Source organism: Kitasatospora sp. NPDC032757 (genome assembly GCF_055579305.1).
This window is the reverse complement of sequence record NZ_JBVINN010000073.1, coordinates 8,068-20,489: the sequence shown is the minus strand read 5'-3', so window position 1 is coordinate 20,489 and position 12,422 is coordinate 8,068. Positions and strand designations below refer to the sequence as shown.

The window sequence follows — 12,422 nt, the reverse complement described above, 5'->3', positions numbered from 1 at the left end:
ATCCGGCACAAGATCAACAGGCACCCGGACAGCCTGCCGACCAAGATCGCCAGGCGCAAGAGTGCAGTTCAACTCATTCTGAAACGATCAGTTAGCCTTGGTACTGCGCCCATCCACCAGCGCCACCACGGTCCGCGCCTTGCAGTACTTCAGCCGCTTGGCCTGCACCGTCTGCCAGGAAACCGACCATCCCAGCACAGCGTTCAGCTCGGCCGACTTCGCCTGGTACCGCTCGATCAGGGTCGTCGCCGACGGGTCGAACTCGGGCCTCGGAGCCCTCCCGGGAGGTGCGCCCGGAGGCAGCCCGGTGTCCACTTCGACGACCGCTCTCTCCCACACAAGCGCGTCCTGGGCCGCCTTCACGGGGACGCCCTCGAGCAACGCGAAGTTCGGAAGTTCCGCCCGTGCGACCGGATGCCCGGCACGGTCGAGAACCGCGAAGTCCGACGCCGCGGCCAGCACCGGCAGCAGCACCGCTACCGGAGCCCTGTCACCGTCCGGGCACGCCAGTCGCACCGTCGCCCCGTCCAGACCGGCGACCGTGTACCGGCCACCGCGCCAACGCACCCCGTCCCCGCGGACCAGCACCCCGCGCGGCGCGCTCCGCACCACCAGCGCCGTCTGCGGCGGCACAACGTGGACCGTCACCGCTCCTCCACCGTCATCGGGCGGCGCACCGCGTCCGGCTCGCCCTCACCCATCGGCCCCACCACAGTCCCCGCGCCCAGCGGCCGGCTCCAGTCCACTCCCAGCCTGCGGTGCCACAGCATGTGATAGAGCCGCGGCAGAGCCAGCGCCTGCGGTATCCCGCACGCCTGGACTCCCTCCATCAGCGGGCGCGGCTCTGCGAACGCCTCGGCCAACGCCGCCTCCACCCCGACGTCACCGAACCGCGGTTGCCGCCGCCGCGACACCCACCGCAGGTTGGCCAGCGCCACCACCGACGGCAGCCTGGGCGCCGCGAGCTGCCACCCGGCCTCCTCACACGCAGCCCGCAGCACGTCCAACTGCCGCTCGAACCGCTCGCCCGGCCCCGTCTTCGGAGGGCACGCCACCACCAACGTCGCCCCGCCCGAGGTCTGCACGAAGAAGTCCGGCACCAGCCGCCGCTCCCGCCCACGCTCACGCCAGATGAGCTGCGCGGACCACGCGCTGAGATTGACCACACCCGGATGGAAGTCCAGCAGCATCACTGTCGAGAGCCGGTCCAGCGACCGGCAACCCACGTGCCGACCGCTCGTCGCCGACCACCACCAGGTGACGATGCTGCGCTGCGCAGGATGCCGCGACGGCTGCCACACCTCGCCGCGCTCGGTCAGCGGAACCCCGGCCAGCTGCCCGGCCGGCAGCGTCCTGCGCACCCCGTGGTGATCCTGATGCAGAATCCGTAACTCCCGTGCCATGAAATCCCCTTGGTTCACCGCCGTGTGCCAGGCCGCCAGCAGGCGGACCGAACGACCTCATAGCACGCCGGCCGTCGCCAGCGCCCCGCGCGCCCTGGCGCATGACGACTTTCAGGACAGCATCGCCACCGTCCGCACCGTCAGTGAACGGCTCCGGCAATGAATGCGAAGGGCGACTCCTTCTCGGATGCTCCTGGGACGGCTACCGGGTGGGCCCGCGTCCGCGGCACGGGCCGGAAGCCCACGGCTGTGCCCACCACATCCCGTCCCCGTGGCAGAAGGAGCGACACTCCAGTCAGGGGCGGTCCTGCCCGAAGGACGAACGGACGCAACCGAGTTCGGGATATAGTCGATGCACCTTGCGCCTGTGGGCGCGTGCCGCCCTATCAGGCCACCGCCTCGGGCGAACCGGGCCGCCGCCAGGACCACAGAGGATGCACCCGGCACTGGTCCTGGCCCGCTCTCGTGTCCAGTGGTCTGCCCGGAGACATCGCGCGGTGGGATGCCTCTGCCCCGAGCAGGCCCGATCGGATACGCATGACCGCCAACCGCACCCACCGCACGCGCCTGGCCAAGACCCTCGCCAAGAACCGGCCGATGTCCTACCAGAAGGCGCTGGCACACGTCGTCGCCTGCGGCGACGCCGGCCTCCTCCCGACCCGGCTCGACCAGGCTGGCATGGACCGGGCCCTGGTCGTCCTGGAGCGGTACCTGGACACACCGGCCCCCGTACCCGCAGCGGACGACCCGGCCGAGGAGCCGCCCGCCGCGCCGGCGAAGAAGACACCGCTGTCGAAGGACCCGCGGTGCGTGGCGCTGGCGACCGCGAGAGCTTCACGCGGCCCTGGAGCGGATCGCGAACGAACGCGACCAGGTCCGCGCGGAGCGCGACCACCTGCGGGCCGAACTCGCTGAGACGCAGGGCCAGCTCATCTCGACCCAGGATGCCAACCGCAGGATCTTGAAGTCCGTCAACACCGCACGCACGCCGGAGCCCAGCGGATCGCCGAACCGGGAGACGGGAGCGGGCGGGGCGTATGCTGTGCACGGCAGTTCGCGCCTGCCCGCTCCGAGCCATGGTGGCCCACGTCCACAGTGGCGGCGAAGACAAGGTTCTCCGAATCGCGCAACAGCGTTTCGCCAGGTCATCCACGTGTCTGCGGCGGGACGGACGTGGGGCGTCCCGCTTGATGGAGCACACGATGACCAAAGACCGCCGCCACAAGAAGGACGTCCGCGGCCACCAGGCAGTCACCGGAGCAGGGTTCATGGTGACCCGCCGGTACACCACCCTCTTGGACCAGGTCATGCAGGAGCACCCGCAGCTCGGTGACTTCGGCATCGGCGTCTTCAACCCCATGCGCAAGACGGCTGAACAGCGGCGGGCTGAGCTCGCCGCCCACCGCCAGGAACTCGCCGGTAGCGTGGCCGCCGTAATGGAGACGGTCATGTGGCTGCGCGAGAACATCACGCCGATCAAGACGCCCACTGAGAGCAGCTACAGCGTGAAGCACATCATGGAACGGGCGACCGGGCTGTACGTGACCAATGGCGTGTTCATCGCCGCCGCTCTCATCGCCGACTACACCTTCAAGTACAACCAGCCGAACGTGCTGTTCGGCATGAGCGCCCGGTCCCTGAACCGCTTCAGGCGGATGGGCTGAGCGGTGCGGGTGCCCGGTCGCCGACCGGGTACCCGCCGCACTCGCCAGCCCCACGCCCCGGTACACAGGTTCGAGCTCGAGCCGATCACCGACGAGAACTACACCTGGATCTGACCCGAACCACAGCCACACTCCGGCCGAACCGCAACCCCGTGGAGTCGTTCGAGGAAGGGCGACTCCACGGGGAACACGCGCAGGGCCCCGACCGGTGTCGCACCGGCGCAAGGTGACGAGCGCCGGCCGGCCCCCGGCCCTGCACACAGGAACGGGTTCCGGCTCGACTGCCGTGGACCCGGACCGGTGCCGAGCTGCCGGCACCGGAAGCTCCGGGTCGGCCGCGGTGCCGACGGGATTCGAACCCGCGGACAGATCGGGACAGGCCCGCCCCGTCTCCGCCGGTCGACGTGAGCGGGACCTCGCCCACGCCGATCGCAATGGGCCGCTCTTCCACGGCACCGCAGCCTGCGGGAACACGCGCCGTCCCGCTCCGGCCCACGGCAGAGGGCCGCCGTCGGCGCAGCGAGGCCCTGTCCGGCAGCGGCAACCCCTGCGACAGCACCCCGGAAGTCGAGCCGGAACCGTAGATCGCCGACAAAGCCGGCCCCCGCGCCACCGGGGCGAGGGCCGGTCCGCAGAGATGGAGAAGACGCCGGGACGTCACCGCGCAGGCGTGCACAGCAGAAGACCGGCGCCCACCGTCCGCCAGCGATCGAGCAGCCCCACCGCGCCGATCCCGGCCAGGGCCACCTCGAACGCTTCCGGACACTCCAGCCCGCACACCCGCGCGCCACCGTCCGGATCGAGGAGGAACGGCACCCCGGACTCCTCCTGCCACGCGGCCACCGTCAGAGCGGCCAGCCGCGTGCGGGCACCGGAGCCCGCCAGCCGGCGGTCGGCCAGAGCACGCAGCGCCCACTGGCCCGCCCGCAGCCGTCCGGGCCGGCCGACGAGTTCTGGGAGGAACACGGCGGGCCCGTTCTGCGCCCGGGAGAGGTAGCGCAACCAGCCGGCCGCCTGGAGCTCAGCGAGAGCGGCAGGGCCGGGGATCCGCAGAACCTTGAGCAGACCGGGCGGCAGCGGTGACAGGCCCGACGGCCGCACCCGCAGCGTGCAGACCACGGCGAGCAGCCGGGCCTCGGCTCCCACCGACGCCTCCAGCGACGCAGCGGTGTAGGTGAGCGCGGCGCGGGCCGCGAGCCGCTGCTGGCGCGGCGACGTGGCCTCACCGCCGCCCCGGCGTCCGCGCGCGGCCCGGTGCCCGGAGGCCGGGGCAACGGGGGAGCGGACCGGGACCTCGGCAGCTCCCCGGATCGCGCGGGTGCACCCCTCGCAGACATCGGCGAGGTACCACATGTGTCCGTTCCGGCGCCGGAAGAGCGACAGGACGAGAAGGCCGGTGCAGGCGCCGGTCCGCCGGTGCCAGGGGCAGCCGGCCGCACGGCAGCGGCAGCTGTGTCGGCGGTCGCTGAACCTGGGAGATCGCCGACAAGCTGCGCAGATGGGCCCGGAGCCTTTCGTCCAGCGCGTGTTCGGCCAGATGCGCGACCACCGCCTCGCGCGCGGCCGCCGGGGTCGCCGGAAGCCGCGCGCGGTGCCCGCACCGCGGTGACCCGCAGAGCCACGAGCGTCGCTGCGGATCGATCACCACCGACCACACGCCGACGGCCGGAGCACCGCTCCCGCCCCCCTGCATCGACCGCGCCGTCCTTTCCCGCGCCCGCCCGCCCTCCTCGGCGCGCGCCCGGTCGGCGGCCCGGGGCGGAGCGGCGGCAACCCTAGTGCAGGTCTCTGCCCTCCCACGCGAAGCCGGAACGGGAACAAATAGGGCAGAGGTCTGCACTGACAGGGACCGCCGACATGCACCGTGCGATAGCACAGTGATCACCCCGCCGCCCGAACCCAACCTCACCGCGCTGCGCCACAAACTCGCGCGACTGCGGGACAGGCGTGGCTGGAGCTACGACCAACTCGCCGCCCAGAGCGGCCTCTCACGCCGCACCCTCATCGAAATCCAGCGGGCCCTGCCCGCCTGGCGCCACCGCTGCGGGGGACGCCGACCGCGCCCGCCGCCCCACCTGCCGAGCGGCTCGAGGGTCGGGGCGGCGGGGGAGCGGTTGCCCGGTGGGTGGCGTCGCGGCCGGGAGGCGCGCGCCGGACCGTGTCGCCGGGCAGTGGAGGTGTCTTCGTGGGGGAGCGGCGGCTGTCTGCGGGGCCTCTGTGGGCAGGGTGGGCCGGGCCGGTCGGGACGCCTGACGCATTGTGCTCACGCGTAGGGGGCTGGGTGCCATTGCTGTGGGGGAGTGGCTTCCCGGCGTGGCCGATGCCGCCCCGTTCCCGGGGAACAGGAAATTTTGCGGCCAACCGAGCGGCAAACGGCTTGCCCGCCCTGGGGCATGCCGAAGATCTTCCTGCGGGGCCGACGGCACACCGGGCGGGAAGGCCCTGACGGTCCGGGACGGCGGTACCCGATCGTGCGATGGGTGGAGCCCGTCGGCCTCTGCCCGGAACGAAGCCCGAGTTGTCCCCGCGTCACCGGAGTCCCCCCTCGCACACGGTGGGCACGGTGAACTGCTGCGCGGGCTCGGTCCGCGGGCCGTCCGTCGGCCGCTGTTGTCGTCCGATCAGAACGAGTCGGTCCCAACCAGGTGTGGTGATGGCCCGAGGGCGGCACCGGACGCGCTGACGAACCGTTGGGTCGAATCGTGGCCGCGACCCATCTGCGCAGCTCGTGACGTTCCCGAGCCGCGACAGGGCCTGGTCCGCCGGGCGGTCGACGACACCGTGCAGACGGACGACCACGACGTGGGCCTTCTGGGTGTCGAAGAGAGCCCTACCCCAGACCCGACATACCGCAAGGCCGGTACCGCACCACGCTCCACTGGCTACAGTTCAGGGGTTGTGGGGGTGGTGTGCCCGGGCAGGGGACCGTGGACGGCGCAGAACTCGCAGTCACAGTTGGTCATGGAGTTGGCCGGGCAGTGGGCCGTGGGCCAGTACGGTGACACGCACGGGCCGGGATCGACCGGTGTTTCGTCGGTCATGGTGCGCTGGCACCAGCCACACCGGATCACGGCCGGTATGCCGGCCTGGCGCAAGTGCTGCGTGGTGCGAGCGGCGATGTCGAACGGGATGTCCGGTCTGACGGTGGCGGGCGCACTGTCCAACAGTTGCCGGCTGTGCCACAGGCTCAACCCGGTGTGCCACAGGCTCAACCCGGTGGCCGAGCGGACCGCCCTGAGGGCCGCTGAGTCGTGAGGGGAAGTACCGGTCACCAGAACTGTGAACTCCGGGTCTTCCACGGAACTCCTCCGCCGGTCGGTGTCGTGCTCAGTGTCAGTAAGTCACCTTTGTGGGCCGTCAAGCGACGCTTCCTGGCCCCGAGGTCTGTGTCGTCGTAGCTAGTCGCGCGGGGCCGCCGTTCGCGTGAAGTGGTGCTGCGCTCCAACTTCGTGCCACAGCCACAGCCACGGCTCGTGATGGCAGTCACTTTCCTTCAGGAGATCGGTGGCCTGGGCATCGAACTGGCCCCAGCAGTAACGGCGTTCGTTCCCGCCGGGCGCTGAGCTTCAGGGCCGAGGACGGCTCGCAGACCGACTACGCGGTGCAGGCCGACGGTTCCCTCAACCCCACCCGGCCGTACGTCCACTCGAAGCTGCAGAAGACCACCGACGGCTACCGATTGACGACGCCCGAGCAGCGCCAACTGCTCTTCGACGCCGGCGGGCGGCTCACCGCGATGCGCGACGCAGCCGGCATCGGACTGTCCATGGCCTACACCGACAGCAGGCTGACGGGGATCACGGACGCCGCCGGTCACACCGTCACCCTCGGCTACACGGGTACCCTCCTCACCGCCGTTGCCCTGCCCGGCGGACGGACGGTCACCTACCAGTACACCGGTGACCGTCTCACCGGCGTCACGGACCTGCGGGGGAAGACCACCACCTACGGCTACAACGCCAACAGCGGCCTGCTGACCACTGTCACCGACCCGCTCGGCCATGTCGTCACCACCAACACCTACGACGGAAACGGCCGCGTCACCCAACAGATCGACGCACTGGGCGGCACGACGACCTTCGGCTACGACGACGCACAGAGCACCACCTACGTCACGCACCCCGACGGCGGGATCTGGACCCTGGCCTACAACGGCGGCGTGGTCAGCTGGCAGTCCGACCCCTACGGGAAGACCACCCGCTACACGTACGACACATCGTTCAACCGCACATCCGTCACCGACCCCAACGGCAACACCTCGACGTTCACCCACGACGCCAACGGCAACGTCCTCACCGGCACCGCGCCGGCCCCCGTCTCCGTCACCGAGACCTGGACCTACGACGGCAACAACAACGTCGCCACCCACAAGGACGGCCGGAACAACACCACCACCTACACGTACAACACCGCCAACCAGCTCCTGAGTACAACCGACGCCCTCGGGGGGAGGACCACCAGGACCTACACACCGCTCGGCGCCCTCGCCACCGTCACCACCCGGCGCGGCGCAACCACCACCTACGGCTACGACACCGCCGCCAACCGGACCTCGGTCACCACACCGATGGGGGAGAGGACGACGTTCGGCTACGACACGGCCGGCCGGGTCACCTCCAAGACCGACCCCCGCGGCAACACTCCCGGGGCCACCGCCGCCACCTACACCACCACCTACACCTACGACCCGGGCGGCCTCCTCACCTCCGTGACCGAACCGGTCGTCGGTACCACCGGCTACACCTACGACGACGCGGGCAACCTGACCACAGTCAAGGACCCTCTCGGCGCCACCACCGGTTACGGTTACGACCCGGCCGGAAACCGTACCGGTGTCACCGACACCGGTGGCAGTACCACCACTAGCGCCTACGACCCGGCCGACAACCTGACCTCTGTCAAGGACGCGCTCGGCAACGAGACCACGTTCGCCTACGACAAGAACAACCGGCACGCCAAGACCGTTACCGCACGGGGCAACACCTCTCCGGAGCATCCGTTCGAACGCTTCTACACCTGGATCTACAGCTACGACGCCAACGGCAATCCCACCGGGATGAGCAACCAGGCCGGTGGCGGCTCCAGCACGACCTACGACGCCGTGAACCGGCCGCTCAGCGTCACCACCCAGAGCGGCTACACGACCTCGATGACCTACAACGCCACCGGCCAGGTCATTACCACCACCGATCCCAACAACGCGACCAGCACGATCGACTACGACGCGCTCGGACGCCCCACCAGCCGCACCGACACGGGGAAAGACCACACGCAACAGCTACGACGCCGACGGCAACCTGACCGGCCGCACGACACCCGAGGGCAACCGGACCACCTGGGCCTACGACCTCGACCAGAGGCCGACCAGCACGGTCGACCCCCGCGGCAACGCCGCCGGCGCCACCCCGGCCACCTACACCACCACGTTCACCTACGACCCGGCCGGGAACCCGACCACGGTCAAGGACCCGCTCGGTAACACTGTCACCACCGGCTACGACCCGCTCGGCCGCCCGACCTCCGTCACCGACCCCCTCGGCCGGATCACCACCACCGCCTACGATGCCGCAGGCCGGGTCACCACCGTCACCGACCCGACCGGAGCGGTCACCACCAACACCTGGAACACGGCCGGCGAGCGCACCAAACGCACCGACGCCAACGGCCGCACCACCACCTACACCTACGACCAGCTCCACCGCGCCAGCGCCGTCACCGACCCCCTCGGCCGCACCACCCGCACCTGGTACGACGAGGAAGGCCGCCGCGCGAAGACGACCGACGCGCGGGGCGTCACGACGGAATCCACCTACGACCCGCGTGGCCTGCCGATGCGGACCACCTTCTCCGACGGCACACCGACGGTAGAGACCGCCTACGACATGGAGAACCGGCTGGTCTCCGTCAGCAGCGGAACCGACGTGCGCCGCCTCGCATACGACCCGGCCGGCCACCTGGTCTCCGTCGTCGAGGGGGACGAGAACACCGGATTCGCCTACACCTACGACGCGACTGGAAACATCACCGGCCGCACCTACCCCGACGGCCGCACCACCACTTACACCTACGACGGCGACGGCCGCAGGACAGCACAGACCACCGACGCCTCCACCACCACCTACACCTACGACCCCGCAGGACATCTGGCCACCACCGCACTGCCCGGGGGCAACGGCCACACCGAGACCCGCACCTACGACGCCGCCGGCCGACTCAAGAGCACCGTCAGCGCGAAGGGCGCCGCAACGCTCTCCTCCTGGCAGCTCACCCGCGACTCCGCCGGCCAACCCACCAAGGTCGACACCACCCGCGCGGGGATGACCGCAGGCACCCAGGTCTACACCTACGACAAAGCGGGCCGCCTCCTCTCCGGCTGCCCCCTGTCCGCCACCGCGACCGGCTGCACCGCCGGCGCCCTGACCTACACCTACGACAAGGTCGGCAACCGCCTGACCCAGAGCGACCCCACCGGCACCACCACCTACACCTACGACGCCGCCGACCAACTCACCAAGACCACTGCCCCAACGGCCACCACCACCTACGGCTACGACGCCAACGGCAACAACACCACCGTCACCACCCCCGCCGGCACCAAGAACCTCACCGCCGGAACCCCCATCGCCTCCGGCGCCACCATCACCTCCAACACGGTGCGCCTGGCCGTGCAGAGCGACGGCAACCTCGTCCTCTCCTCCATCACCACCAACCAGCCCCTGTGGTCCTCCAGCACCGCAGGACACCCCGGCGCCACCGCGACCCTCCAGGCCGACGGCAACCTCGTCGTCCAGGACACCAACCACGCCACGCTCTGGACCAGCAACACCGGCGCCAACTCCGGCGCCCGCGCCTCGCTCCAGGACGACGGCGACCTCGCCATCTACACCACTGCCGGCAAACGGATCTGGGCGAGCGACACCGCCAAGTCGATATCCGACACCGGCACCGTCACCTACACCTACGACGCGGCAGGACGCCTCACCACCGCCACCGGCAAGAGCACCCAGGCCTTCACCTACGACCCCTTCGGCAATCGCGCCACCTCCACCGGCGCCGACACCCCGGGCCGCGCCCTCACCTGGGACATCAACAACCCCCTGCCGCAGATCGCCACCGAGACCGACAACGCCGGCCGACTGATCGGTGACCACACCTACGACCCGCTCGGCCTTCCCCAGAGCCAGCACACAACAGCCGGCGCCTTCTACGCGCATCACGACTGGCTCGGCTCCGTCACCGATCTCACCAGCGCCAACGGGGCCCCGCAGAGCCGTACCGCCTACGACCCCTACGGGCGTGCCACCACCACCGCCCTCACCACCGGAGCCCCTAGCTCGCCCTTCGGCTTCACCGGCCAGTACAACGACCCCGCCCTCCCTGGCAAGCAGTACCTCCGCGCTCGAGAGTACGACCCGTCCGTCGGCCGCTTCAGCGCCCAGGATCCCCTCACCACCCCGGCTGCCGCGGCCTCCGTCTCCTCCTACACCTATGCCGCTGGCGCACCGACCGTCTTTACAGACCCCAGCGGCCTGTCGCCCGAAGACGACGACGAGGTCACCCCCGGAAACATCGCCAAGTGGCTCGCTCAGGGAGCCAAGGCGCCGTTCGAAGTAGTCGGTGATCTCTTCAATGCCGTCACCGGCCGCAACGGTGGCGTCGGCGCTTTCGTTGACAAGTACTTCCCCGTCCGCCCCGCCTACGCGATGTATGTCGCCGCAGCCAAACTCCGTGAGTTCGGCTGCAACAAGGTCGCGGACGAGGTCGAGAAAGACGCCGACAATCTCGCCGCCCAGGTCGCCATCGGAGCCCTCGACGTCTGGGCGCGGCGTACCATTGCAAAGAAGAACGGCCCTGACGTCCAAAATCTCGGCAAGGTCACCGAGATTGTCGAGCACAATCTCTGGAAGCTTTCCTCGCGAGACAAGGGGCTCGCCTTCGAGGACAAGATGGGATTTGACAACCTCCGGCCCGGATCACTCACTTGGGACCACTTCGAACCCGACAGTGGAATTGCCATCAGCCTCAAGTCGATGGACACCAGCCTCAAGGCCATCAATAATCCAGGTGCGTTTTTGACGCGCCTGAAGAGTGTTGTCGACGACGCTGCAGGGTACAACGGCGATCAGCGCCCGTCCTACAATGGGGGCGTCGACCCGAGCCACATCAAGCATCGCGTCGTCTATGTCATCACCAACGCGAACGTTCCGCTGACCGAAATGCAAATCGAGCAGATGACCCGAGCGGTCGAATATGCCCAAACCAAGGGTGTGGTACTGGTATTCGGCGCATCCAGGGGATAGTAGAAGGGTGAGGAGTGAGCTACGACTTCCACATCACGCGTGCGGAATCCTGGCCGGAGAGCGAACAATTTCCCATCGAAAGGAGGGAGTGGGAGGCGGTGGCGGATTCCAATTCCGAACTGTTCCAGGACGGCTATTTCGACTGGAGTGATATCGGGCGCCAGCCAGTCTACGCAATTTCCGGAGAAGTCATCTCATTTTCCTGGAGGATCGGAAGGGTTGATATCTCCGGAGTATTCACCGACAAGGTGATGGGAATCGCCGAAGGCATCGCTTCACAATTGAAGGCGGCCGTCGTGGGCGACGACGAATAAGAGTGCTCCAGTGTGGTGCCCGCGTTGCGCGGGCGCCACACTGGACCTCTCGTAAAGCTTGGAGGCACCTGCTTCGCCTCCGGTTGCGCCGAACGACAACCGACCCTCTGGGCGAGCCGGTGGCGTTCCAGATCAGGGCGTGAACCGGACCTCGTGGGTCGTTCCGCTGGATGCTGCCCGGGTGAGGCGGGGTGATGGGCCGGAACGGCCGTGCGGGACGTCGCCGAGCGGGGCCTGTGCGACCTCGCGCCGGACAACGTCCTGGACAAGCTCACGCCGACGGCGCGCGGCCGGAGTGGGCCGCCCAGATCACCCCGCTCGGCCGGACCGTCCTGACCTACCGCGAACTCCAGGAGAATCCCGACCCCACAACGGAACCCGCTACGGCCCCGGAGGGGCTCAAGGTCCGCGGCACCGACATCGACATCCTGCGCTCCGCACTCGCCTCCGCCGAGGCCGACGCCCTCACCGGGATCGACGCACCGGCATTGCGCAACGCCCTGGCTGGCGCCGTCCCGCACGGCCTCGGTGATCGCCTCGATCAGGTCCGCCTGTCCGTCCCGGGCCGTCTCCGGCGTTGCGGGCACGAGGTGTTCGACTGCCGCCTGCCTGCGCGGTGCCGCTCGTTTCCTCGGGGGCGGGGGGGGGGGGGGGGGGGGGGGGGGGGGGGGGGGGGGGGGGGGGGGGGCAAGGGGGGGGGGGGGGGGGAGAAATCCATAAAGACAGGAGAACAACGTGGGA

At 69.6% G+C, this 12,422-nt stretch carries 8 protein-coding genes, 1 tRNA gene and 1 pseudogene; 6 read left to right on the top strand and 4 right to left on the bottom strand.

Translation table 11 applies throughout. The annotated features are described in order from the left end of the window. Positions 1-87 precede the first annotated feature (87 nt). Positions 88-633 carry a hypothetical protein gene (locus ACZ5WK_RS39325; protein WP_465555227.1) on the bottom strand — a complete coding sequence of 182 codons (546 nt, stop codon included), beginning with the start codon at positions 631-633 and terminating at the stop codon, positions 88-90. Positions 634-644: 11 nt separating this feature from the next. Next, the gene (locus ACZ5WK_RS39320) at positions 645-1,403 is read right to left on the bottom strand and encodes a TnsA-like heteromeric transposase endonuclease subunit (protein ID WP_465555225.1); all 759 of its coding nucleotides are present in this window, start codon (positions 1,401-1,403) and stop codon (positions 645-647) included. A gap of 537 nt (positions 1,404-1,940) precedes the next feature. Between ACZ5WK_RS39320 and ACZ5WK_RS39315 the strand changes: the two genes are divergently transcribed. Further along, complete coding sequence (locus ACZ5WK_RS39315) at positions 1,941-2,318, top strand: hypothetical protein (protein WP_465555223.1); 378 nt, start codon at positions 1,941-1,943, stop codon at positions 2,316-2,318. 287 nt (positions 2,319-2,605) lie between these two features. Further along, entirely contained in the window at positions 2,606-3,067 is a 462-nt protein-coding gene (locus ACZ5WK_RS39310; RefSeq protein WP_465555221.1) for a hypothetical protein, read from the top strand. Positions 3,068-3,405: 338 nt separating this feature from the next. Here the strand turns inward: ACZ5WK_RS39310 and ACZ5WK_RS39305 are convergent. Beyond that, a tRNA-OTHER gene (locus ACZ5WK_RS39305) sits at positions 3,406-3,524 on the bottom strand. Between the two features lie 200 nt (positions 3,525-3,724). After that, the gene (locus tag ACZ5WK_RS39300) at positions 3,725-4,420 is read right to left on the bottom strand and encodes a hypothetical protein (protein ID WP_465555219.1); all 696 of its coding nucleotides are present in this window, start codon (positions 4,418-4,420) and stop codon (positions 3,725-3,727) included. Positions 4,421-6,668: 2,248 nt separating this feature from the next. On the opposite strand from ACZ5WK_RS39300, the gene ACZ5WK_RS39295 reads away from it, so the two are divergent. From ACZ5WK_RS39295 to ACZ5WK_RS39280, 4 genes and pseudogenes are all read left to right on the top strand, one after another. Beyond that, positions 6,669-8,546 (top strand): hypothetical protein, encoded by a 1,878-nt coding sequence (locus tag ACZ5WK_RS39295; RefSeq protein WP_465555217.1) that lies wholly within the window; start codon positions 6,669-6,671, stop codon positions 8,544-8,546. Between the two features lies 1 nt (position 8,547). Then, positions 8,548-10,587, top strand: a pseudogene (locus ACZ5WK_RS39290) (RHS repeat domain-containing protein); the annotation flags it as partial. A 183-nt stretch (positions 10,588-10,770) separates the two neighbouring features. Beyond that, positions 10,771-11,367, top strand: a complete 597-nt coding sequence (locus ACZ5WK_RS39285; protein WP_465555231.1) for an endonuclease toxin domain-containing protein — start codon at positions 10,771-10,773, stop codon at positions 11,365-11,367. 14 nt (positions 11,368-11,381) lie between these two features. Beyond that, positions 11,382-11,681, top strand: a complete 300-nt coding sequence (locus ACZ5WK_RS39280) for a hypothetical protein (protein ID WP_465555215.1) — start codon at positions 11,382-11,384, stop codon at positions 11,679-11,681. Positions 11,682-12,422: the final 741 nt, after the last annotated feature.

Coding starts and splice junctions, on each gene's coding strand:
- ACZ5WK_RS39320 (WP_465555225.1), bottom strand. CDS start 1,403: ATGGCACGGGAGTTACGGATTCTGCATCAGGATCACCACGGGGTGCGC.
- ACZ5WK_RS39315 (WP_465555223.1), top strand. CDS start 1,941: ATGACCGCCAACCGCACCCACCGCACGCGCCTGGCCAAGACCCTCGCC.
- ACZ5WK_RS39310 (WP_465555221.1), top strand. CDS start 2,606: ATGACCAAAGACCGCCGCCACAAGAAGGACGTCCGCGGCCACCAGGCA.
- ACZ5WK_RS39300 (WP_465555219.1), bottom strand. CDS start 4,420: ATGTGGTACCTCGCCGATGTCTGCGAGGGGTGCACCCGCGCGATCCGG.
- ACZ5WK_RS39285 (WP_465555231.1), top strand. CDS start 10,771: ATGTATGTCGCCGCAGCCAAACTCCGTGAGTTCGGCTGCAACAAGGTC.